This is a genomic window from Algoriphagus sp. PAP.12, from assembly GCF_026652115.1.
Lineage (GTDB): Bacteria > Bacteroidota > Bacteroidia > Cytophagales > Cyclobacteriaceae > Algoriphagus.
In genome coordinates this window covers 115,660-138,198 of the sequence record NZ_JAPPSQ010000007.1, presented here as the reverse complement: position 1 = coordinate 138,198, position 22,539 = coordinate 115,660, and the positions used below count along the sequence as shown (strand labels likewise).

Annotated in this window: 21 protein-coding genes and 1 tRNA gene; 11 read left to right on the top strand and 11 right to left on the bottom strand. The window is 38.8% G+C overall.

The genetic code is table 11. The annotated features are described in order from the left end of the window. Nucleotides 1–22: 22 nt before the first annotated feature. A complete protein-coding gene (locus tag O0V13_RS10605; protein WP_268034941.1) occupies nt 23–1,228 on the top strand; it encodes a BamA/TamA family outer membrane protein in 1,206 nt (401 codons plus the stop codon). A gap of 239 nt (nt 1,229–1,467) precedes the next feature. On the opposite strand, the gene istB is transcribed toward O0V13_RS10605, so the two are convergent. Next, nucleotides 1,468–2,169, bottom strand: coding sequence for an IS21-like element helper ATPase IstB (gene istB, locus O0V13_RS10600; RefSeq protein WP_268034940.1), 702 nt, complete (start codon nt 2,167–2,169; stop codon nt 1,468–1,470). An 81-nt stretch (nt 2,170–2,250) separates the two neighbouring features. Continuing rightward, on the bottom strand, nt 2,251–3,762 hold the full coding sequence (gene istA, locus O0V13_RS10595; protein WP_268034939.1) for an IS21 family transposase: 1,512 nt from the start codon (nt 3,760–3,762) through the stop codon (nt 2,251–2,253). 349 nt (nt 3,763–4,111) lie between these two features. Between istA and O0V13_RS10590 the strand changes: the two genes are divergently transcribed. Together O0V13_RS10590 and O0V13_RS10585 are read left to right on the top strand one after the other, a co-directional pair. Beyond that, a complete protein-coding gene (locus O0V13_RS10590; RefSeq protein ID WP_268034938.1) occupies nt 4,112–4,660 on the top strand; it encodes a DUF4136 domain-containing protein in 549 nt (182 codons plus the stop codon). A 19-nt stretch (nt 4,661–4,679) separates the two neighbouring features. Beyond that, complete coding sequence (locus O0V13_RS10585; RefSeq protein WP_268034937.1) at nt 4,680–5,315, top strand: hypothetical protein; 636 nt, start codon at nt 4,680–4,682, stop codon at nt 5,313–5,315. 84 nt (nt 5,316–5,399) lie between these two features. On the opposite strand, the gene O0V13_RS10580 is transcribed toward O0V13_RS10585, so the two are convergent. Then, nucleotides 5,400–7,934 (bottom strand): phosphoenolpyruvate carboxylase, encoded by a 2,535-nt coding sequence (locus tag O0V13_RS10580; protein WP_268034936.1) that lies wholly within the window; start codon nt 7,932–7,934, stop codon nt 5,400–5,402. A 169-nt stretch (nt 7,935–8,103) separates the two neighbouring features. Between O0V13_RS10580 and O0V13_RS10575 the strand changes: the two genes are divergently transcribed. Further along, a complete protein-coding gene (locus tag O0V13_RS10575; RefSeq protein ID WP_268034935.1) occupies nt 8,104–9,240 on the top strand; it encodes a lactonase family protein in 1,137 nt (378 codons plus the stop codon). Here the strand turns inward: O0V13_RS10575 and O0V13_RS10570 are convergent. After that, nucleotides 9,237–10,376 (bottom strand): o-succinylbenzoate synthase, encoded by a 1,140-nt coding sequence (locus O0V13_RS10570; protein ID WP_268034934.1) that lies wholly within the window; start codon nt 10,374–10,376, stop codon nt 9,237–9,239. The two genes, O0V13_RS10575 and O0V13_RS10570, sit on opposite strands and share 4 nt — an antisense overlap. Nucleotides 10,377–10,379: 3 nt before the next feature. Here O0V13_RS10570 and O0V13_RS10565 point away from each other — a divergent pair, with 3 nt between their 5' ends. Next, entirely contained in the window at nt 10,380–11,588 is a 1,209-nt protein-coding gene (locus O0V13_RS10565) for an S-adenosylmethionine:tRNA ribosyltransferase-isomerase (RefSeq protein ID WP_268034933.1), read from the top strand. A gap of 70 nt (nt 11,589–11,658) precedes the next feature. Further along, nucleotides 11,659–13,176: a hypothetical protein gene (locus O0V13_RS10560; protein ID WP_268034932.1), complete on the top strand. Its 1,518-nt coding sequence runs from the start codon at nt 11,659–11,661 to the stop codon at nt 13,174–13,176. Here the strand turns inward: O0V13_RS10560 and O0V13_RS10555 are convergent. Both O0V13_RS10555 and O0V13_RS10550 read right to left on the bottom strand, forming a co-directional pair. Next, nucleotides 13,173–14,465 (bottom strand): hypothetical protein, encoded by a 1,293-nt coding sequence (locus O0V13_RS10555; RefSeq protein WP_268034931.1) that lies wholly within the window; start codon nt 14,463–14,465, stop codon nt 13,173–13,175. The two genes, O0V13_RS10560 and O0V13_RS10555, sit on opposite strands and share 4 nt — an antisense overlap. Before the next feature lie 222 nt (nt 14,466–14,687). Next, the gene (locus O0V13_RS10550; protein ID WP_268034930.1) at nt 14,688–14,939 is read right to left on the bottom strand and encodes a hypothetical protein; all 252 of its coding nucleotides are present in this window, start codon (nt 14,937–14,939) and stop codon (nt 14,688–14,690) included. A 235-nt stretch (nt 14,940–15,174) separates the two neighbouring features. On the opposite strand from O0V13_RS10550, the gene O0V13_RS10545 reads away from it, so the two are divergent. Further along, nucleotides 15,175–15,263, top strand: a tRNA-Ser gene (locus tag O0V13_RS10545). Between the two features lie 704 nt (nt 15,264–15,967). Here O0V13_RS10545 and O0V13_RS10540 read toward each other — a convergent pair. Further along, nucleotides 15,968–16,645, bottom strand: a complete 678-nt coding sequence (locus tag O0V13_RS10540; RefSeq protein WP_268034929.1) for a metallophosphoesterase — start codon at nt 16,643–16,645, stop codon at nt 15,968–15,970. A gap of 329 nt (nt 16,646–16,974) precedes the next feature. Here O0V13_RS10540 and O0V13_RS10535 point away from each other — a divergent pair, with 329 nt between their 5' ends. Further along, nucleotides 16,975–17,175 carry a hypothetical protein gene (locus tag O0V13_RS10535; RefSeq protein ID WP_111390986.1) on the top strand — a complete coding sequence of 67 codons (201 nt, stop codon included), beginning with the start codon at nt 16,975–16,977 and terminating at the stop codon, nt 17,173–17,175. A gap of 14 nt (nt 17,176–17,189) precedes the next feature. Here the strand turns inward: O0V13_RS10535 and O0V13_RS10530 are convergent, their stop codons facing one another. From O0V13_RS10530 to O0V13_RS10520, 3 genes are all read right to left on the bottom strand, one after another. After that, nucleotides 17,190–17,435 carry a hypothetical protein gene (locus O0V13_RS10530; protein WP_268034928.1) on the bottom strand — a complete coding sequence of 82 codons (246 nt, stop codon included), beginning with the start codon at nt 17,433–17,435 and terminating at the stop codon, nt 17,190–17,192. 117 nt (nt 17,436–17,552) lie between these two features. Then, nucleotides 17,553–17,690, bottom strand: a complete 138-nt coding sequence (locus O0V13_RS10525; RefSeq protein WP_268034927.1) for a hypothetical protein — start codon at nt 17,688–17,690, stop codon at nt 17,553–17,555. A 204-nt stretch (nt 17,691–17,894) separates the two neighbouring features. Beyond that, a complete protein-coding gene (locus tag O0V13_RS10520) occupies nt 17,895–18,800 on the bottom strand; it encodes an ArdC family protein (protein WP_268034926.1) in 906 nt (301 codons plus the stop codon). 1,257 nt (nt 18,801–20,057) lie between these two features. Here O0V13_RS10520 and O0V13_RS10515 point away from each other — a divergent pair. From O0V13_RS10515 to O0V13_RS10505, 3 genes are all read left to right on the top strand, one after another. Beyond that, on the top strand, nt 20,058–20,309 hold the full coding sequence (locus O0V13_RS10515) for a hypothetical protein (RefSeq protein WP_111390972.1): 252 nt from the start codon (nt 20,058–20,060) through the stop codon (nt 20,307–20,309). A 35-nt stretch (nt 20,310–20,344) separates the two neighbouring features. Next, the gene (locus tag O0V13_RS10510) at nt 20,345–20,650 is read left to right on the top strand and encodes a helix-turn-helix domain-containing protein (RefSeq protein ID WP_111390971.1); all 306 of its coding nucleotides are present in this window, start codon (nt 20,345–20,347) and stop codon (nt 20,648–20,650) included. Nucleotides 20,651–20,805: 155 nt separating this feature from the next. Next, nucleotides 20,806–21,495 (top strand): reverse transcriptase family protein, encoded by a 690-nt coding sequence (locus O0V13_RS10505; RefSeq protein ID WP_268034925.1) that lies wholly within the window; start codon nt 20,806–20,808, stop codon nt 21,493–21,495. Between the two features lie 40 nt (nt 21,496–21,535). Here the strand turns inward: O0V13_RS10505 and O0V13_RS10500 are convergent, their stop codons facing one another. After that, a complete protein-coding gene (locus O0V13_RS10500; RefSeq protein WP_268034924.1) occupies nt 21,536–22,510 on the bottom strand; it encodes a lysozyme inhibitor LprI family protein in 975 nt (324 codons plus the stop codon). Nucleotides 22,511–22,539 lie beyond the last annotated feature (29 nt).

Below are 22,539 nucleotides of genomic sequence, written 5' to 3'. Positions count from 1 at the left end.
AGTTTCCTGCTAAATTTAATTTATGAGGAATTCTCTTAATACAGCACTCGCCTTGTTTTTAATTTGCTTTCAAGCATTTTCGCAGGAAGAACAAAAATACCAATCCGATAAAATACAGGAGTTTAAGCTGGTTCCGCTACCAGCAATAGCTTATAATCCAGCAAATGGCTGGATGTTTGGAGTTGCTCCTGCTGCCTCATGGTATATGGGAAACCCTAAGACTACGAAATTGTCCAATCTAGTAGGCAACCTTCTTTACACTACGAAACGTCAATGGATCTTCAGCTCGAGAAGTAATATCTTCTTAGATCAAAATAGTCTGATTCTTATTGGTGACTGGAGGTATTTCATCACCTCTCAGCCAACTTTTGGTTTAGGGAGTAATACTCCAAATGAATTTGAGTTAAACCCCAACTCCAGCTTACCTTCCAATTATTGGGGTGAGCAACAAATGGATTTTCGGTTATTTAGGTTTTATGAAACTGTACTCAAAAGAATCTCAGATTCAAACTTTTATTTAGGGTTTGGTTACCATTTAGATATTCATTCCAGGATTAACAACTTTCTGGATGTAGATATGATCCCAAAGTTTGAATTTACCCATAACACCTATAATGAGGCTCTTGGCTTTAATATTGACAAATACACATTGTCTGGAATCACGATTAACGGTGTCTTTGAAAACAGGGATAATTCAGTTTCGCCGTATGAAAAAAACTTTGCCCTGATTTCTTGCAAAATAAACCCTGCATTCTTAGGGTCTGATCAAAACTCTTCTACTCTTTTGATGGATTATAGACACTATTTTAACTTAAGTGAAAAAAGAAAGAGACATCTTCTTGCGCTATGGGCATATGGGAACTTTTTAGTATCTGGAAACCTCCCTTACATGAACCTCCCTTCCCTTGGATGGGATATGTTTGGACGAACTGGAAGAGGATATGCACAAGGTAGATTTAGAGGAGAGAACATGCTTTATTCAGAAGCAGAATATAGATTTCCACTCCAGAAAAACAGTAATCTTTTTGGAGGAACATTATTCGTTAATGCCAATTCCTTCGGAAGTAAATTTGACAGCGAAAAGCTCTTGGAACATGTCAATATAGGATATGGAGTGGGACTTCGAGTGATGATCAATGAAGAAAACAGAACCACTATTTCTGCTGATTATGCATTTGGAAGAAAAGGTAATTCTGGGTTCTACCTAAACATAAACGAATCATTTTAAGTTAAAAAAGCAGGTATTTAATTTGTTAAAGTTTACTTTTATTAAATATTTACAAGAAAAGATTTGAAATTTTTACTCATAACATTTAAGCATTTTAGTTTTCAATTAAAATTAACTTGACATGAAAAAGCAACTATTGTCTATTCCGGCCATACTGGGCCAGTAATTCCGGCGCATACTGGGCCACTGATTACGGGAATCATTGGGCCACTTTCCAAGTACAATAATAGGGTTAAAATTTAGTTCTGTATTTTCTTTTTGCTTCTCATGGAATTTCCTTCCAGTTCAATCCTATGGGAAGAATAAACCAGCCTGTCCAAAACCGCATCTGCGATGCTATCATCCCCGATAGCTGCATGCCATTTATTGACAGGAATCTGAGAGGCTATGATCGTTGAAGTTTTATCATATCGGTCTTCCATGACGTCCATTAAAGCGAGTCGTGCCTGCGTATCCATTGGAGCAAGCCCAAAGTCATCCAGGATCAGTACCTGTGTTTTTTCAAGTTTTTTGAGCAATTTGTGGTAGGATCCATCCAGTTTGGCCAGCTTCACTGTATCAAAGAATCTGGCGGTTTGGTAGTACAAGGTTCGGTATTTATGCTGACAGGCCTTTATACCTAAACTTTGAGCAAGAAAACTTTTACCCGATCCAGTGGCCCCGGTAAGAATGACATTGGTTCTGTTCTTAATGAAGGCAAGTCCAAGAAGTCGCTCAAAAAGGCCTCTGTCAAGGTTCCGGGAAGTATGGTAGTCAATATCCGTGGCTGCGGCCATCTGCTTAAAGTTTGCCAGACGGATAAGATTATCGATACTTTTGTTTTGTCTCGCTTCCCATTCATTATCTACCAAAAAGGTCAGCAGTTCATCAGTAGACATGTCCTGATAAAGATGCTCTGTTAGACTCTGATGGTATAGATCCGCCATGGTATTCATACGCATCTATTTCATTTTTTCAATTGTGTTGTTTTCGTTCATCTGTTCTGTTTTTACTGTTGATCTGTTTTTATTCTGGAGCAGGAATCACTGATAAGCTCCTCTGATATTATTGTGATCGGGGGTTATATGTTCTGTTTCCAGCGTACTCTCTTCCATATCCATTTTATTTTTCAGAATCCTTTCCAAGGTATGATAAGAGGCTTTTTCGAACCCTAAAGCTCGTTTACATGCTCTTTCAAGCCGTTCTTTCCCAAAGGTTTTTCCAAAAGCAAGGATCCCTTCTGCCTGTTTGTATCCCACTTCCGGATAAGGGTATTGACCGATGAGTAGTTTGATATACGCTTGGGTGTTCTGTCCCACCTGTTGGGCTCTCTGTTCAAAAAAATCCATGTTCCGGTTTTTGTAATATTGGTGGCTGCTGGGCATGTGCTCACCTATGGTATGGTAGCGGCCTCTGGCCCCTCTGGAATGGGATGCAATCCGTTCCTGATTGTAAAATATCTCTACAATGTTTTGGTTATATTGTAGTTCCACCTGCTTGCCGATATACCGATAAGGACAGCTGTAATAGCTTTTGTCATCTCCCAGATACACATGGGAGGATTTTTGGACCGTCCCCCTTTTAAAATACCGGAGGCTATAAATCCTTGTCGGCAAAGGTTGAAGAAACTCCTTTTCAATATCCAGAAACTGGCTTCTTCGGCTTCCTTGTCCATGGCTTAACAGAAAATCGTTGTATTCCTCCAACTTGTCGGCAATGGCTGCATTCAGCTCTTGTAGACTAAAAAATGTCTGTTTGTGCAAGGGGTAGAAAATACGCTGGTAAACCAAAGTAACTGAGCGCTCAACAAGGGATTTATCTTGAGGTCTATAGGGGCGGGTCGGATCAAGCGCACAACCATAATGGAGACCAAAATCAGAAAAGGTCTTATTGAGGATAGGGGCATATTTGGACGCCTTATCGACTGCAGCCTTAAGATTGTCCGGAACAATTGCATAAGGAACTCCTCCCAGCCACCCTAAGCAATGTACCAAACAGCTGATAAAATCTTCTCTTTTCTGACTGGCTACTGCTCGGACATAGGTGTACTGACTGCAGAGTAACACGGCCACAAACACTTCAACAGCAATCTGTTCTCCTGTACTCCGGTCCACATAGTGCATTTTCTTTCCACAAAAATCGACAAAGAGCTTTTCTCCTGCCCGGTGGGTCAGCTTCCCACTGGATGTATACCGCTTCTTCCACTGCCGGTAATGCCAGGTAAACTGACTGTATTGATACCCATCCGAAACCGTATCCATGTAATCCTTCCATAGAGTCTGGAGAGTACAGCCTGGCTTCTTCATCTCACTTTCCATGTGGGCGAACCGACTGGATAACTGTTCGTATCGTTCCTTTTCCGTTTGACTCGTTTCAGTAAACTGTTCCTGCAGGTCTTTACTGTCCAGGGTTATTAGCTCCGGGTAACCCAATGAAAGCTCTTTGAATTTTTTGACATATCTGTCCACGGTCTTGCGGTTCACACCAAGAAGAGTGGCAACTTTTCGATTACTCAGTCCTTTTTGCTTGAATGTAATTAAGCTTCTTAAATCCATGATAGTTATTCGTTGTCCAGCCATGCAGTCTCTGTTAGTTGACTACAAGGCTAATCTGTATCATGGAAAGTGGCCCAATGACCTCCGGAATCTTTCTGAAAAAAAGCTAAGGATTGGCCCAATGACCTCCGGAAAATCTATCCGGATTTTGGCCCAGTGATTCCCGGAATACCTGGCCCAGTATCACCGTAAACTGTGGACCAGTGACCTCCGTTTTAGACACATTTGAAAGCACTAATCTTGCTGGACAATCAAATCTTGGCATCAATGTAGGCTTGGTATTTCTCAGATAAGTAGCATCTTAATAGCTTCAAAGATTTGTAAATTTTAACCGTTTAATATTCAAACCATGAGAGCAGTTTCTATTTTAAGTTTCTTATTGATTGGGCTCATTCTAGCCTCATGTGGATCATCTGGCCCTGTCGTGGTGGATAGTGATTTATACTCAGATTTTAATCTGAAAAATTATCAATCATTCGACTTTGTGGCTGTAGATGCAGAAAATACAGGGAAGCCAGAGTTTGAACAGAACATCGAATACCTTAAAGAGGCTATTTCAAAGAAATTTATTGAAAGAGGTCTTAATCAAACATCCACAAGTCCAGACTTATTGATCAATTTAGGGATCACAGTGGAAGAAAAAGTCCAAACAAGAGAGACAAGCTTGGCTACAGATCCATTCATGTACACTGGCCAAAGAAATTATACTTGGCAAGTCCAAGAAGTGCCTGTCGGCACTTATCAGGAAGGTAGTTTGACCATGCACTTAGTGGACAAAAAAATAAATCAGGCAGTTTGGGTAGGCACTATTGATAGAGCATTGCCCAATAAGGCCAAAAACACACCAGCTACCATTGACAATGCTGTTGATCTATTATTTAAAAAACTTGATAAATAAACATCTTAAACAAACACCAATGAGAAGGCTTTCAACTCTATTTGCTTTCACTCTAATCGTTTTGGGATCATGTTCCCCAAGTGTGAAAATTCTAGGCTCTTGGACTAGTCCAAGCATGTCTACTACTGGCTATGACGATCTTTTTGTCACAGCATTGACTGACAATATTCTTGCGAGACAAACTGTAGAGCAGGATTTGGACAATTTGCTTAATGAAAAAGGAGTACATGCCCAAAGTAGTTTCAATATTTTACCTCCTGGCTTCAAAACCAGTGGAGTAGATAAAAATGAAGTACTTCAAAAAATCAAAGCTTTGGGAAGTGATGCAATTTTGACTGTTGCTGTTTTGGATCAAACCAATGAAACTAGATATGTACCTGGGTCCACGATGTACTCTCCGATGGGTTATGGATACTATGGAAGATTCTGGGGATATTATAGCTACTATAATCCTGTCATGTATGATCCGGGTTACTATACAACAGATAAAAACTATTATTTAGAAGCAAACCTTTATGATGCAGAGACTGAAGAACTTGTTTGGTCTTCTCAGTCAGAGACTACCAACCCTGCTTCAATAGAGACTTTCTCCAAGACATTTTCTGAAACTATCGTAAGCCAACTGATCAAAGACGGTCTGATCGTGAAGGATTAAGAATTCCTATTCTAATCTCAATAAAAAATGGTCCCGGAAATTCCGGGACCATTTTTATTTATGAGCAGAATAATAAACTCTCATTTAAGCTGCATTTCTAGCAGCATTGATAATTCCAAACATACTTCTTAGAATCAGTTTTTGAAGTACTTCTTTGCTCTTACCTTCTTCCAGCATTGTTTGGATAGCATACTGTTGGATTGTAATCAATGGAAGAACGATTTTCTCTCGAATAGCTATTGAAGTTTTGATAGCTTTATTATCCCCCATTAATTCATCCATTTGAGATACTTCCTTCAACTTCTCAACAGACCTTTCATATTCACGGAACATCAGCTCCCAGAAACTTCCGTAATCTTTATTTTCTTTTAGATATGCTGTAGCTGGGTAAAAGCATTTATTCAAAGACTGCATGGAATTCCCTAAAAGCGTTCTAAAGAACAAACTATCCTGATACAATTTCTGAAGCTCTTCGGTCCTCCCCTCTTTTTCCATCAGCTCGATAGCAGATCCTACACCATAATAACCAGGAATATTTTGCTTCATTTGAGCCCAAGAACCTACAAAAGGAATAGCTCTTAAATCTTCGAACTTCAAACCTTCACCTTTTCCTCTTTTCAAAGGTCTAGATCCAATATTGGTTTTTCCGAAATATTTCAATGGGGTGACATGCTCAAGATATGGAACAAACTTTGGATGGTTTTTGAAGTCTTTGTATGACTCATACCCCAAATTCGCCAACTCCTCAATCAAATCACGTTGCGACTGAGAGAGGTTTCTTTCAGCATCAGAATACAAATGATTTTCAAGACCAGCACTTAGCAACTGTTCAAAGTTGTAGATACAGGAAGCTTGCTTTCCATAGTTGGCTGAAATAGTCTGTCCTTGAATAGTAACCTGAATCTCAGAATTCTCTACTTTTTCACCTAAGGAAGCATAGAAGTTGTGCATATTTCCTCCTCCACGTGCCGGAGGTCCACCTCTACCGTCAAAAAAGACTACTTCAATTCCATTGTCTTTTGAAACTCTGGTCAACTCTTCTTTTGCTCTCAAAATTGACCAGTTGGCTTTTAAGTAACCGCCATCTTTGGTTCCATCCGAGAATCCAAGCATGATAGTTTGCTTATTCCCTCTAGATGCCAAATGCTTTTTATAAACAGGTAGTTTGTAAAGCCAATCCATGATTTCTGGAGCTTCTGCCAAGTCATCAATGGTTTCAAACAATGGAACCACATCCAAAGTCAGATTTTGCTTTCCTTCTCCCAAAGTCAATTGAGCCAATTTAAACACCTCTAAAAGGTGCTTTGCAGATTGACAGTTGGAAATAATATAGCGGTGAAGAACATCTTCCCCATTTGTTTCTTGAACTTTCTCAATAGCTCCAAAAGACTGAAGCATTTCCTTATGGAATTCATCTTTGAAATAAGGAAGATCTGGAAGGCTTTGTACCGCTAATACCTGCTCAATTTGCTCAGGTTCAGTCTCAGCAAGCTCAATTCCTTTGATTTTAAATACTTCTTCCCATAGACTATCATGTTTACGACTATCTTGTCGCATATCCATGTACCCAAAGTGAAAACCAAAGATCTTCACCTTCAGGATAAACTCATCCAAAAGCTCCAAAAACAAGCCATTGTGGTATTTGATCAATGCTTCTCTAGCTTGAAGCAAATCACTCAACAATTCCTCCTTGTTTTTATAAACAGGTTTGTCTTCAAACAGAGTAGAATAAATCCCTTTTAGCGCTTTGACAATGATCTCTTCCACATGGCTGAAAGTCATTCTCCTTCTCAACTTCCTGATATCTCGATAGTAACATCTCAATACTGATTTTTTGAGTTTTTCAGCTACTTCTATTGTCGTAGTATGAGTCACAAAAGGATTTCCGTCACGATCTCCACCCGGCCAAAAACCTACTTTTAAAAGTCCCGGGTTTTCCCAGGTATGAAGCGGTTGATCCAATCTATTCAAAAGGCGAATCATGATATCAGAAATACTTTGATAAAAGACATTTTCCAGATACCAAATCAAACTTACCGCTTCTTCAAGAGGACTTGGCTTTTCTCTATTGATAAAGCCTGTCTTTCCCAATTGCTGAAGCAAAAGATTGATTTGCCCCAAATCATCCTGTCTGATAGCATTTTCCAAGTCAGTAATGATTCCCAAAACACTACCAGGGTAAAATTGAGTCGGGTGAGCAGTAAGGGTCAGTCGAACAGAAAACGATTTTAATTTTTCTATCAACTCTTCTTTCTTATGATCACTTTCAGCCCGGTTTATCAAAGCCTTGGCAGAGCCCTTTCCTCCCAGATCATTGATCTTTTCGTAAGCTGCATCCTCGATAGAATCGAAAAGCACCACCTGACGCTCGACGTACTGAATCATCTGAAACAAAAGGTCGTTTCTTTTTTCTTCAGTCCCATTTGGCATCATCTCCTCAAAATATCCCTCAATGATTTCACGTGGCGTCTTTCCAGATTCAAAACCTTTCTGACAGGCCGTTCCTAAAATCGGGAGCAAAGTTCCTGTTCGAAAGATATCGTGAAAAGGAAGATCTAAAAAAAGTGAGTTGTAAATCGTAAATCGCTTGGCGACTTCCGTATCGTAAGTATTATACATTCGGTTTAGGGTTTAAAGCTTAGCAAATTAATAAAATTATTGCATTTTGACCAATCAATTGCCAATTCATTAAATTTTAAAGCAAAAAGATTCATTTTTTTCATCAAAATAGCCATTTCAATTAAATAGCAGGGATATCCAGATAGAAATCCATTTCCTATATTTAAGAATGAAAAAATCACTTCTTCCAATTCTTTTGTCAGGTCTAATTGCCTGCTCCGTACCACAACAAAAAGATACAGAAAAAACTACTCCTATGACCTATCAATTTTTGGTTGGAACCTATACAAATTCATCCGATCAAGGCATCGATTTTTTAACAGTAAGTCCTGAAAGCGACTCCATCAACCTAAAGAACCTAGTTTCTAACTTTTCAAATCCTTCTTTTGTTTTGGCAAACCAATCGGGGTCTCTTGTTTTTTCGCTCCAAGAGGAAGCAGGAAAAGGTGGGGGAAAAATCGCCAGTTTTAAAAGAGATATATCTACCAATCACCTGACCTTAATTGACTCATTGGAAACAGGAGGTGATCACCCTTGCCATATTTCTCTTTCTCCCAATGAAGATTTTCTGATTTTGAGCAATTACACCGGAGGAAGTCTTTCAGCTTTTAAAGTTGGCTCTGATGGTAATTTGGCATTTTCCCAGCTCATCCAACACGAAGGAAAAGGAACAAATCCTGATAGACAGGAAGGCCCACACGTACACAGCTCGACATTTGATAGAGAAGGAAAACATGTACTGGTGGCAGATCTAGGCACCAATGGAGTTTATGTTTATGATTTTACTCCAGAAAATGAAGCTCCTTTATCCTTAAAAGAAAAAGTAGAAATGACTCCAGGAGATGGACCAAGGCATTTGGCTTTTTCCCCTGATGGAAAAGAAGTCTATGTAGTCCAGGAAATGACTGCGGTCCTAGAGGTTTTTGATTATCAAGACGGAAAAATGACTTCGAAACAAAGACTTTCTCTTTTAGAGAAAGGATTTGAGGGAGCTGTTGGTGCAGCTGAGGTCCGTGTTTCTCCATATGGCAAAAACATCTATGTTTCCAATCGAGGTGATGCCAATACCATTTCAGCATTTAGAAAAGGAGAAAATGGCAGTTTCGAATTAATCGCTCATTATCCTTCTGGTGGAATCATGCCAAGAAATTTCAACCTAACCCCGGATGGAAAATACTTGATCTCTGCCCACCAAAAGTCAGGTGATATCGTGGTATTCGATAGAAATTTGGAAACAGGCGAATTGAAGGAAACTTCTCTTCGAACAATGGGAAACCAGCCAGTCTATCTTTTCCCAATTAATTAAGAAGGGAATTCCCAGGGGTGGTTTCCATAAACTAATTTCCCAGACTGAATCATAAGGGGGGATTCTAGATTATTATGATATAGTTTCCCTGTTCCCAATCCCTGAGGAATCATCGGTTCGAATTGAGAGGTTAATTGTGCTATTGCATTCAGACCAATATTACTTTCTAAGGCAGAAGTCATCCACCATCCAATGGATCGATCTTCTGCTTTTTTAATCCAATCTCTGCTTTCATCAAAACCACCGACCAAAGTGGGTTTTAAAATGATATGCTGTGGCTGAATCTTATCCAGCAAACCTTCTTTTTCATGACAACCAATTAATTCCTCATCCAAGGCAATCGGAAGTGGTGTTTTTTCACACAAATTCGCCATTTCCTCCCACTGACCTGCTTTGATCGGTTGTTCGATGCTATGAATTTCCAATTCGGAAAGTCTCTTCAATTTCTCCAAAGCCTCATTAGGTGCAAAAGCTCCATTGGCATCCACTCTCAAAACAATCTCTTCTGCAGAAAACTGACTCCTGATATAGGAAAGCAATTCCAATTCTTGTTCAAAATCAATCGCTCCAATCTTCATTTTGATACAAGAGAATCCAGAATCCAATTTCTCTTTGATCTGGGAGAACATAAATTCCCTTTCCCCCATCCAGATCAATCCATTGATAGGAATTGCTTTTTTTTCATCAAAAAATGAATTTTTGAAAAATCGCTTATCTCCACCTTGAAGCCAATCTAGTAAAGCCATCTCCAATCCAAACCGAATTGAGGGCAATTCGAAAGGAACTAACTCTCTGATCAAAGAAATAATCTCATTTTCTGCATTTGGCCATTCTATCCTTTCACATTTTTCCAAAACCCCTTTCAAAACCTCTTCGAAATCAGGCCTATCGTCCGGGCTCAACTTCACCAAAGGTGCTGCCTCTCCCCAACCTATAAACTCGGAATTCTCAGGACTATAGGCTTTTACCCACCAAATATTTCTAGTTCTGAGGACTCCCCTAGAAGTTCCCGCATCAAATCGGAATTGAAGTGTGCGAGGTATTATTTCAAATTTTAGATTGGTGGTATTCATGCAAATGCTGGAAAAAGAGGCCAAAAGAATAGAAGGAGCTATATTTGCCCTTTCAAATCTCATATTATGCTAGAGCCTCTCGTCAATTTAAGAGACTACGAATATACACTACCCGAAGATCGAATTGCTAAATATCCTTTGGAAAAAAGGGATCAATCGAAGCTACTCCATTATAAAAATGGGAAAATCGAACATCTTCATTTTTTTGAAATCCCCAATTTGATTGAGTCTGGAAGTCTATTGGTTTATAATGACACGAAAGTCATTCCAGCAAGATTGATTTTCCAGAGAGAAACAGGCGCTAGGATTGAGATTTTTCTTTTGCAGCCAGTTTCCCCAAGTACCGTCATTCCGGAAATCATGCTCGCAAAGCATCCTGTCCAATGGGAATGCATGATCGGGAATGCCCGAAAGTGGAAAGATGGTGAAATACTCAAAGGAAGAATTCCTTTCCGCGGAAAAGAGATTATACTCTCTGCCAAAATCATTGATAGAGATACAAAACGAGTAGAATTCAGCTGGTCTGATTTCTCATTGCCATTCGTGGATATAGTCGAAGCGAGCGGTGAAGTGCCACTTCCGCCCTATTTGAACCGTCAGGCAGATGAGGAGGACAAATCTCGATACCAAACGGTTTACTCCAAAAAAGAAGGCGCTGTTGCGGCACCTACAGCTGGTCTTCATTTCACCAATGAGGTATTTGAAAAAATCCGATCCAAGCGTATCAAGGAAGCTCAAGTGACCTTGCACGTGTCTGCAGGGACCTTTCAACCAATCAAAGTTGATAAGGTAACAGAACATCCCATGCATAGCGAGCAGATTCATTTGAGCCGGGAGACTATCCAACTATGCATGGAACAGGAAGGCAAAACCATTGCGGTGGGTACCACATCTGTGAGAAGTTTGGAAAGTTTGTTTTGGTTTGGCGTGAAGCTTATTGAAGGAAAAGGAAAAGAATTCAAAATCGAAAAGCTATTCCCTTACGAAGACAGAAAGTCCCTTCCACCCAAAAAAGAATCCTTGAAAGCAGTTTTGGAATTTATGGATTCCTCAGGCCTAGGAGAATTGATGGGGACAACAGAGATCTTTATTTTCCCTGGATATCAATTTCAGATGATCGAAGGACTCATTACCAATTTCCATCAACCAGGAACTACTTTGGTCCTGCTAATCGCTGCGATGCTAGGCGATGATTGGAAAAAGGTCTATCAAGATGCTTTGGAAAGAGATTATCGATTCTTGAGTTATGGTGACAGTAGCTTACTTTGGTTTTAAAAACAAAGTATCGATTTGACATTCAAGTTTTTATACCTTTTAATTTTTAAATTCTTTCGAATTTGACCTTATGAAAAACAATTTGGTTTCTCTACGCTTATTTTACTTTTTAGGATGTATTTTCCTCCTTGGAGCTTGTAAAGAGGACGAAAAACCAAGTCCAATTCCAGAAGGTCATGGAAGGATATCTATTTCTGAAATCCAGCTCACAAACTCTGACAAAAACTTCCCTGAAAGTTTTGAAGATGAAATCACCATTTCATTAACTAATCAAAGCACCTCGGAAACAAATGAATTGACCATTCACCCTAATGAAAGTCCAATTCAGGAATTCATTGTTTTGCCTTTTGAAACCTATCTGTATTCTTTCCAAAGTGCTAATTCATCTGAATTTTCAAAGGAAGCTCAAATCACTTTGGGTGGCACGTTTACCCTTTCTAATCGAGAACAAACTGTCAATCTTGTAGGAACTCGGAACAATTCTCGGATTGTGATCAATTCAAATAAGAAAATTGGACTTCCAAGTTTACAGGCTCCCAGTTCAGTTGAATTTTCAAATTCCAACTCAAAGCTCTTTCAGCTTTACACCAACAATACAGGACAAATTGAAATTGAAGTACCTTATTCAAGCTCCAAGTCCTTTTCCTTTTTTGATCAATTGGAATTGGGTTCTGAGAAAACCTATCAAGTTGAATTAGATGCGAGTGACAATGATTATGAAGTCAACACCATAAAGATTGATCCTGAGGGGAATCTCTTGACTTTAGTCGGTTTGGAAAAGTCTAATCTAGAATCTTCCCAAAACGAAACCTCCGGTCTCGCCTGGATTGAAGGACGCCTTTTTTCTATCAATGATGGTGATAACACCAACCAAGTTCATGAACTGGATCCAAACACAGGGAAAGTCCTAAGAAGTATCACTATAGAAAACTCCCAAAACAGAGACTGGGAAGAATTAGCACAAAGCGACACCCATCTCTTTATCGGGGATTTTGGCAATAATCTAGGGTATCGGAAAGACTTAGCAGTTTACAAGGTTTCTATTTCAGATTTACTCACCAAAACAAGTGTTACAGGAGAAAAACTCAATTTCATCTATCCTGATCAGATTGATTTTACCTCAAGGGAAGACCATCGGTTTGATTGTGAGGCAATGGTTTTCTCAAACAATCAACTTCATATTTTCACCAAAATCCCATCTACTCTTGATTCGGATCACTATACTTTGGAGATCAATCAGGAAAATCAAAATGCCAATTTTATTGAATCAGTCCAGACCGACTGTATGGTAACAGGAGCGGAAATAGATTCAGAAAGTGGCCAAATTTTACTTTTGGGTATAAAACCACAAGGCACGAAACCTTATGAGCAGTTTCTTTCCCTTTTTGGAAGCATTCAGGGAAATGGAAAACTTAGTTCTCGTACTCAGTTTATAAAAATTGGATATTTGACCATCCGAGGAAACACAGAAGGGATAAGCTTGGGAGAAAACAAGCAGCTTTTGATTAGTTCTGAACAGTTTTCTTACTCAGGATTTCCTGAAATCCCCCCGAAACTTTCTCTTTTCAGCTTAAACGGGATCCTTTAATCGAACGCAGCCATTTTCTTGGCATTGCTTCTGATCACGTCATCCAGCTCTTGAGCAAGCGGCTTTAAGTAAGAAATATATCGCTGGTTCTCAGGATCTAACTTTCTATAGTCAATCAACTCAAGTAGACCTAGCATAGACGAAAGAGGAGATCTCAAAATATGAGATGGGCACAGCGCCAATTCTCTCAAGGTCTCTAACTCACCTTCCATTTTTACTAATTTGGAATTGATAGCTGTCATATCTATGGCGTAAACCATCACAAAAACTTTTTCTGGGTTAACCTTTAATGGCTTAACCTGAAATGTCCAATATTCAGCAGTTCCGTTCTTTGTTTTTATCTGAAGGTTCAGATCTTTTTCATTTCCTTCAAAAGCATCTCCAATCAATTCCAAGAATCGGTCAGACTTTTCATTTGCAAACTTGAGATCAAAAAGGTCTCTTTCTTTCGCCAATTTCTTCAACCACTTTTCTGAAACTCCTTCTGCAAAGGAATTTTGCTGGACAATTCTAGTGTCTCTTTCAAGAATCCAAACTGGACCAGAAAATGATTCAATTTGAAAGTCGGTAAATGGCTTTGTAAAAATTTCCTCTTTTACCAATTGGTTCATTTGTCTCATGAGCAATAAAAAACCTTTAGAATGCCTTAATAGGTTGATCGAAAATTTACCTTGATGAGATCCAGAAGTAACATCTAATGAGAAGTGGTAGAAGTCTTTGAGCCGATCTATTTCTTTTAACTTCAGCTGATCTAATAGATTAAGTTCCAACGTTTGCACCTCAAAAAGACTTTTAGAAATCAATGTTTCCGAATCAATATTTAACCATTTCAAAATTTGGTCATCAGCTGATCTAAATTTCAGATTTTCGTCCAAATCGGCTTTCCCAAGGCTTAATACCTCCATCAGATTTCCCCAAGAAAGCTTCCCTTCCAAAAGTGAAAGTTCTACTCCAATTCCAATAAATCCAACAGGATCCATTTCTTGATTGATCAACATAGTGAATTCCCAAGAAGAAGAAATTGGTTTGCTTGTACCAAAATCTAAGATTACTTGGTGAGACTTACTCGGATAGTGAATCATTTGATCCATCAACCCCTCAAATTCATTTCTGAACCCTTGATTTAATGCGGATAAAATGGAATTTCCTTCTTTGATTGAAATTGCTCTTCGGAAAAGCGCATTGCAATCCTTTACATTTCCTTCAATGTCCAAACAGACAAGAAAGAAATGCTCAGATTCCCTCAAATACTCCGGAATCAATTGATCAATATTTGAAATGCTAATCACTTTAAAGGGGAATTATTGGGTGATAAATCCTACTTTCTAAAGCAAAATTTGGTAAAAACTTTCTTTAAAAAAAATTCCAAATTGAAAAATAAAATTTCAAAACAAACTGATTTTCAATACTTTATTTGTTCAGATACTTTAAAAAGTTGATCCAAAAACAAAAAATGCTTTTCATCCTCAAAAAAGGATGGAAGAAATTTTTTCAAGATTTTTTGAATTTTTTCAAGAAATCTGTGTCACACCATCAAATTTGGTGTAATCGATCTCTTTCACTAGCATAATCAAAGAATTAGAAAACTCTTGTCTACTAACTCTCAGCTTAAATGGCATGGGGCCTGAAACTATTTCCAACGCTTTGGAAGAACAAAATAGCCTATAAAGCTCATCTTGTGAATCCGACTTTACTGAAATACAGCTTTTGTCTTTTTCACAATTCTCTATTAAAAAGGATGCATTAGAAATCTGAAGAAGCATATCGATAAAAGTTTCAAATCAAAAATAAGGGCGTTGAGAACAAAATTCCCTGTTTCTAGGAATTCTACGGCATGAATTTACAAAAGTTCAAAAATTATATCGTTTGAAAGTCAGGGAATTAAAAAAATACTTTTTGAATATGAATTTGTGATGCACCAATGTTTGCTAAAATCTTCTCAATTAGTTTATATTTGCATCGCCTTAGGGACAAATAGCTATCCTAAATAAGGAAAACAGAGAGTTGGGTGAGTGGCTTAAACCAGCAGTTTGCTAAACTGTCGTACGGGTCAAACCGTACCGGGGGTTCGAATCCCCCACTCTCTGCAAACAAACACCCTAACTGCCTGAAATCTTGGTAGTTAGGGTTTATTTTTTGGAGTCAGTAGCTAATTCAGTAGCGAATCTGTCTGATTTTTGAATTGATACTTCCACGTTTCGTCCCAACGTTTCCCCAATAGAACTTGTCCGCTGTTTTTTTGAAAAGTCTTCAGGGACTTCCCTTCAACCTGTAATTGATCAAATCCTGGGATCTATCTACCTGGAACTTCAATTGAATCTTTTCAAATATCGATCCTCGAACACTTCGTACGGTGCGAGGTGTACGATGCGTACGAGCTGTACGAATTGCAAAAAATTTTAGAAGCCAAAAAGAAACTTCAATGCCGCAAAAGATCCCAAAATGAAAAAGCTGAAGGAACCAAAGCTAACTAGCCTAAATCCCACCTTCGAAAGGAATGGCCTCTTCAAATGTGAATCTTGGACCAAGGAAAGTACAAATCCAGATCCGAGAAATAACGTGACGATAAGGAGTGGCTCCAGCATGAATTCAGATAAATGGATTAGTTTGGATTGAACTTACGAAAAACTAATCCCAATAAAGAACTTCAATCTCTTGCATTCCAGCTAGTGGCGAAATGTGAAATTGGATCACACTTTTTTCTGGGCCAAATATGTAGGTGACTATTTTTCAAATATAAACATTGCTGCTTTACTATGAGATTCCATTTTTTTGATTTTTCCAATTAGGCCTAAGCTAAACCCCCATTTTCAGAGATTTGAATCGTGGAATAATCGGTTGGATTGATTTCATCAAATATCAACCCAGTAAGCAGCCCACCATATCCACAGCAGGTATTGATATTGATGCCCTGCCCTGTTTCACTTACACTCCTTATCGGTAAGTGGCCATGAATAAAGCGCTTCCCGGTCCAATGTGGCTCATAATCATAATTCCACATCAATTCATCCATTGACTTTTTTCCAAGTTCCTCACCCGTATCTCGCAAGACAGCATGGCAAAAGATAAAATCTCGGGTTTCGTGAAATAGGATGGTTCCATTTAAGAAATCATAAATTGCTTTCCTTCCCACAGCATCTAATTCCTTCCACTCGAAGAAAGACTTAGCTGCTTGCCAATAGTCAAATTCACCATTGAGAACGGTACCGATATCCATGGGACTCGCTTTTTCCTCAATCAAGTCCAAAAGCATCTGATCATGATTTCCCCTGATAAAGATCCAATCAGGATGTTTCTTTTGGGCTTCGATTAGGATCTGAAGTGTTTTGACTGCCGATGGACCTCGATCTACATAATCACCGAGGAATATTGCTTTTGCATCCAATTCTTCGCTGAGCCTGACGGCTTTGGCAGCGGCTTGATAGCAGCCGTGGATGTCTCCGAAGGCAATGATTAAGTTATTTTCCATTTGGTCGAGATTAAAGGATAGTTATGGGCATGTCATTATTTTTGAAACTAGTTTTCCAAACAAGGCACAGTCCAGAGTATTTCATTCAGAAGTGTAATCATAAACACAGCCACTAATTCCCTACTAACCAAAACTTTATCCAAGGCCTTTATTAGTACCATTCTAATACCAGCTTTTGCGTTCACGTCTCGATTGATCAGACTTTGAAAATTCGAAACAGATTTGAACACATATTTATATAAATACTTTTTTATTTATTTATATGTAAAACCCAACACGCTTTGATCCAAAACCGTAAAATAGTATATTGATTATCAAACCGTTCAATCATGTGGCCAACCATCAAATTTTTAGGAACTATTTTCATCAGCTTCATTGCAATGATTGGAGCATTGGGAGCAGAAAATCCTTTTCTGCTTTTTGCAGTTGCGTGGGGGATTTGGATACTTTACATCTTAAGCCTACGGACAAAAAGAAAAAAGGAACTGGACAGGGAGCGGTTGATTCGGGAAATTTTGGATAAGCTTTAAACGTATCCGAAATTTCAAATATTTATCCCCTTTTCTCTTAATTCCCTCAAACTGGCCGCTAACGTGATTTCATCTCCATTGTCTATTGAAGCAATCGCCAACAAGCACAATTCCTTTAGGTGCCGACCCGCTGCGAGTCGCTCATAAGGCAATTTCAAATTGGTTTCACAGATCCTTCGAATCTTCAATCTGATACGCTCCTCCAAGGTCACCAATTCTTCCCGGAGACTTTCCTCTTCGAGTGTTAATTTTTTTGACAAATCCATGTCAACATTTTAAACACTAGAAATAAATCTTGCAAGAACCAATCACTTTTTGATAATGCCTATTTCTCCAAGATTAGAAGATTAAAGATTTCTAACTAATCCAAAAACCTGTCAGTTTTCCAGGTTCCACATCCATCTGTCTGCTGCTTTCACCCAATCTCCAATTGGATCCCCGGACTGGGAACGCCTATAAGTTGATCGGTGAAAGAAAAAGAAAAGCTCCCCTTCTTCTGTTTCGAACCTGTTCATTAGAAAATAATCCCTGACTTGACCTAAAGTAGGTATTCTGCAACCAAATTTCTTCCGTTTTTTAGCTCCATCATTCATGGTCTTTTTTGATTTAGTGGAGCGATAAACTTCCTGCAAGAATTTCTCTCCTATTCAGAAGTACCACCGAAGGGGGTCGATTTTTTTTGGTGGATGGAAAGAAAAAATTGACAAAAAAAAGGAGAATTACTCCTCCCCTTCTTGGTCAATTCCAAGGATGTAATTGGCTGCTTGATGTGCTTTTTGGGCTGCATAAATCAGCATTTTTGGATCTTCCTGTAGTGGTTTAAACCATCCTTTCAGATAGGCCAAGGAGTTTTTGAAATTGACATCCTTGATTCCGGCAAGAGCATTCAGAAAACTGGCTCCCATTTCGGCAATCAATTCCTCTTTGGAATATTCCACCGAACCAAAGCCAACCAAAGCCGGTCTTTCTGCAAATCTTCCTAATCTGCTGGAATGGCCTGTGCTATGGATCATTTCATGAAATAAGACTGAATAATATTGCTCGTCTCGATTGAAGGATTCCTTTTCCGGCATATTGATAAAATCTCGGGAAGGGCTGTAAAATGCCTCGTCACCTTCATGAATGATATTCGGGCAGGTGGTGTAGCCTGAAATGATGGATTCGCAAGTTTCGATCGGAGAAAAAACCCTTTCCTCGGCACCTTCTAGGGTAAAATCAATACCTTCTATTTGATCGATGTTAAAAACCGTCCAGATAAAGGGGGTAAACTTCCTTCCAAACAGGTCCTCGTTTTCTCCTTCTTCATTGATAGCCTTTCCTTTTACAAACTTGGAAATCTTCCAGAATACGACTTTAGAGCCTTTTTCATCCTTCTTGACATTACCGCCAAGGTGTTTTGCCTGATTATAGGTCAGGAAATAGGGACTTTTGAATTTCTTAGAAATAGTCACCCAGGCAAGCCAAAGTGCATTGAATCCCAAATAAGGACGGTTGGAAGCATAATTCTTCGGAGAGTTTTTAGGACTCCATACTTGTTCCCATGTAAGGTTTTCATTTTGGATACCTTCGATGATTTCGTTGGTGACGATTTCCGCTAATTGGTTGAAATTTTCCCAAGCTTTCATAGTGATAGTGGTTTAAAGTGTGACAGAAAAGGATTGATAATGAAATCATTTAGTTGTTTGTCAGCCACATAAAGACCAGGTATATCCAAGGATATTAGGAAGATCGACCCGACTCTTAAACCGAGATTTTTCCCGAGTACAAGGGGTAAATTTTTGGAAGTGAAGGGCGATATGTGGGCGTGAAGTGACATTTTTTTTATCCACTGGTATTGAGGTTCTGACCGACATGCAACCCATAGAGGGTGGTTCTGCATAAGGCAAAAGCCTGGGATAAAAAACTGAGAGGTAGTCCGTAGGAGACCCTGTTTTTTAGATCAGGGCGGAGCGCACTTTTGACTGTTGCAGGTTCGCACTCAACCTTTGCATAGTCGTGTCATACACCGAAGACCGGGGGATATAAAAGGAAAAAAATGGAACGGAGCGCTCACCGACCGAAACGGACAAAAATCCCGACGTGCTCGGAAGAAAAATCAAAAAAGGCTTGCCCCCCCCCTAAAAGAGGTTCGGGCTACGGCTTCACGATACGGCCTTCCCGAGTCCCAGGCTTGCCGGGACTTAGGAGTAGGGTAAGTGGAGTGAAGCGGTAGCCGTGGGGAGTGAAAGCCCTTTCCTAGCGTGTAGAGAAAGGAGCTGTCATTTGAAAAATGGTGCGACTGAATCGGAACGAAAGGAGTGGGCGAAACGGGGGAAAAGGCTTAAGGATAGAAGCGAAAATCCTTTCTCTTGGAAACTGAGAAAGATTGGGAGTGGATTGCCTGGCCGAAGGAAAGCCCCGCCTTGCCTTTAAAGAAAAAGGAAACCCGACTCAAAAACATAAAAAAATCGACACACCCTTTTACTGTAAAAGAAAATAAATGAGCTTTTTATTACTTTTTTTTAACCCTGAGTAATATTTCTCCGTATATTTGAGTGTAGTTCTTTGAAAGTTTGCGATTTGCCATCCCAAGTGCCTTATAATCGAGGCAAATGAAGAGAGCTTGCTCTCCACCCTTCAGCGGGTTTTTGTAGTTAAATCATGTTCCTCCTCCAAAGCACAGTACAGAAAGGTTTCCCAGAAAAGCGGAAAGCCGCTCAGGTACAAAGCCATAGGTCCAGAACAGTCTAATTACATGTAGTCTTATTGACAGAATAGAAAAAACAGTTTACTGACTTTAAGCAGAAATTGTGAAGTGTAATTACCGTATCCAATATGGGATGGCTTTGACGGGTCTGAATTAAGCAGACGGATATCCCGTCAATAATTTAATCAAACTCCATATGGAAAAAGAAAAATTAAAAAATCGCAAAAATGACCTGCTTTGCGAAAAGTTAAGGTCGCTACTAAATGAGAACGGGTACGGGTTCTCGGATGAAGACAAAGTTCTTTTGGAAGAAATTTTAAATGAACTTGAGGAGTTATCCAAAAGGGAAATTGATGGTAATAGCCGTGATGCCCCTTTAAAATTTCTCCTTATTGCAATGAGGTTTTTGAAACTCTTTGGAATCGACGACATTGATCAATTGTTCTAATCCCACTTCACATTTCTTTTTTAACACATTCTACTATGAATATTGGAAAAACAATCAAAGACCTTCGATTAAGGAAAGGGTTTAATCAGGGGGAGTTTGCAAATAAATGCGGACTATCTCAACCATATCTATCATTAATCGAAAAAGGTAAGAAGGAACCCACCTTAGGGCTATTAAAGGATATCGCCCAAAATTTATCTATACCAACACCAATTCTTGTTTTTTTATCTTTAGATATTAACGATGTTGATGATTCTAAAAAGGAAGTCTACCATTTTTTAGAGGATACAATGAAAGATGTTATATCCAAAGCATTCCTATCTGATCCTTTAAAAAATTGAAAAGTAGAATCAAAGATCTCGCCTTTGCCTTAAAAGTTCCACCAAATGAGCTCAAGTCTCTATTTGATTCGATAGAGGAAGATGATTCTAGATTTTACAAGCAATGGAATGAGGTAAAAAAAGACAAATCAGGAAACCCGAAAATAAAAGGCGGGGTGATTCAAACAAGACCGATAAATGCTCCTGTTGAAAAATTAAAGCATGTTCAATCAAAAATTTTGCAGTTATTAAGTACAAACTTCCCTTTACCAGATTATTTTTTCGGAGGAGTAAAAGGAAAGGATGCAGTTAAGAATGGTAGATTTCATCAGGGAAATAAATTCTTCTTCCAAGCAGATTTTAAAGGATTCTATACATCCATACATTTTTCATGGGTAGAAAACGCCTTGAGGAAAAGAGGCTTTTATCCCGATGTGGCTAGACTAATAACCAGGATTTGCACTACAAAAGGAAGTATCCCTCAGGGATGCCCGACTTCTTCTTATTTAGCAGCTATGGTTTTAGAAGACAGATCTAGCAATATTTTTCAGAGCTACATAGGCCTAGGATATAAGGTTACAGTCTATGTTGATGACATTACAATCTCTTCCCCAGTCGACTTTAAGGATCAAACTTCTAAAATACTAGAGGGATTAAGGGAAGCTGGATTTCAAATAAGCTTTGATAAATGTTCCTACAAAACAAGAAATCCTGAGGTAACTGGAGTTATTGTCAAAAACAATGGAATTTGTGCAACGAGCAATGCATATCGTTCTTCAAGAGACAAAACCAAATCAGAAGCTTCTAGATCAGGCCATAAAAACAGAATTGCCTATATTAAGAAAGTATCCAAGAAAAAAGATTGAATTTGGCCTTTACTTTGAAGTATTTATATAAATAATGTACTTATACCAAGGCCGTCAATATCTCCTCAAGCTCTAAAGCTCTTTGTCTAATCCTATTCATAAAAGAAATAGAGGCAATAAACATTCCTTCGCGTCCAACTTTGAATTGCAAATCATCAAAAGAAAAAACAAGATTCCTGTCAATTTCGAGCTGACTTTCCCAGTGTTTCTGAGAATCTTCGAGCATGGCTTTTTTGCTTGGATCTAGTTTTCGCAATAAAGTATTGAAAACATTGTTCAGTTCTTTTTCCCAAAGATCTCGATGTTTATTGATGCATTCTCCCCATTCAACATTAGTTACCCACTCACATTCTTGGAATGATTTGTCTATCCAGTGCTCCTTTGCTTCAGGATTAGAATGGGAAAAATTACCTCCCCTATGTTCGGCTTTACTCTCAAGAGATTCAATGATTTTGGGTCCGACTTCAATTATCCATTTTGCCGTCCTCTGATCATATTCCACTCCATGCGAAGCTTGATTCAACACCCCGATCATGTCTTTTAAAACACTTTCCTCTTCAATCGGAATAATATGATGTGAAGCAAGTTCCCTTAAGAGATTGTTTATCCCCAACTTCTGGGTCTTTAGATCATATTTTAAAGCAATGCTTCGTAGGCACTTTTCAATATCCAGTCTTAAGCTCACCAAAGCCAGTTCTTGATTTTGTTCAGCTAGCTCAACAAATAGTCTTTTCCCAGCCTCTTCTTCTCCCGGCTCTTTTTTTACATCTTCAGAACTAATTAACCCTACCTTTTGGGCTTCCTCTTCAAGTTTTCGCAATTCTTGAAATTCAAGTTTTAAGCCACCGGGTAACTCTACAGATTTGAAAAGTGTCTCAACCCATGGAATAACAGCCAAAGCCAATAATAAAACCGTAATAAGATCAATATTGATCTTTGGAAAAAGAAGATGCAGAATAGCGAGCGTAGACGCTGCTATTGTCACAACTACCTTTACTGTCTGTTTTGATTTCATGCATTTAATTTCAGGCTACCGACTGTTAT

Bases quoted from the DNA above. Each gene is read 5' to 3' on its own strand.
- O0V13_RS10565 (WP_268034933.1), top strand. From the start codon at position 10,380: ATGCTAGAGCCTCTCGTCAATTTAAGAGACTACGAATATACACTACCC.
- istA (WP_268034939.1), bottom strand. From the start codon at position 3,762: ATGGATTTAAGAAGCTTAATTACATTCAAGCAAAAAGGACTGAGTAAT.
- O0V13_RS10550 (WP_268034930.1), bottom strand. From the start codon at position 14,939: ATGCTTCTTCAGATTTCTAATGCATCCTTTTTAATAGAGAATTGTGAA.
- O0V13_RS10525 (WP_268034927.1), bottom strand. From the start codon at position 17,690: ATGAACAGGTTCGAAACAGAAGAAGGGGAGCTTTTCTTTTTCTTTCAC.
- O0V13_RS10515 (WP_111390972.1), top strand. From the start codon at position 20,058: ATGGAAAAAGAAAAATTAAAAAATCGCAAAAATGACCTGCTTTGCGAA.
- O0V13_RS10500 (WP_268034924.1), bottom strand. From the start codon at position 22,510: ATGAAATCAAAACAGACAGTAAAGGTAGTTGTGACAATAGCAGCGTCT.
- O0V13_RS10605 (WP_268034941.1), top strand. From the start codon at position 23: ATGAGGAATTCTCTTAATACAGCACTCGCCTTGTTTTTAATTTGCTTT.
- O0V13_RS10540 (WP_268034929.1), bottom strand. From the start codon at position 16,645: ATGGAAAATAACTTAATCATTGCCTTCGGAGACATCCACGGCTGCTAT.
- O0V13_RS10560 (WP_268034932.1), top strand. From the start codon at position 11,659: ATGAAAAACAATTTGGTTTCTCTACGCTTATTTTACTTTTTAGGATGT.
- istB (WP_268034940.1), bottom strand. From the start codon at position 2,169: ATGCGTATGAATACCATGGCGGATCTATACCATCAGAGTCTAACAGAG.
- O0V13_RS10535 (WP_111390986.1), top strand. From the start codon at position 16,975: ATGTGGCCAACCATCAAATTTTTAGGAACTATTTTCATCAGCTTCATT.
- O0V13_RS10580 (WP_268034936.1), bottom strand. From the start codon at position 7,934: ATGTATAATACTTACGATACGGAAGTCGCCAAGCGATTTACGATTTAC.
- O0V13_RS10520 (WP_268034926.1), bottom strand. From the start codon at position 18,800: ATGAAAGCTTGGGAAAATTTCAACCAATTAGCGGAAATCGTCACCAAC.
- O0V13_RS10575 (WP_268034935.1), top strand. From the start codon at position 8,104: ATGAAAAAATCACTTCTTCCAATTCTTTTGTCAGGTCTAATTGCCTGC.
- O0V13_RS10510 (WP_111390971.1), top strand. From the start codon at position 20,345: ATGAATATTGGAAAAACAATCAAAGACCTTCGATTAAGGAAAGGGTTT.
- O0V13_RS10590 (WP_268034938.1), top strand. From the start codon at position 4,112: ATGAGAGCAGTTTCTATTTTAAGTTTCTTATTGATTGGGCTCATTCTA.
- O0V13_RS10570 (WP_268034934.1), bottom strand. From the start codon at position 10,376: ATGAGATTTGAAAGGGCAAATATAGCTCCTTCTATTCTTTTGGCCTCT.
- O0V13_RS10585 (WP_268034937.1), top strand. From the start codon at position 4,680: ATGAGAAGGCTTTCAACTCTATTTGCTTTCACTCTAATCGTTTTGGGA.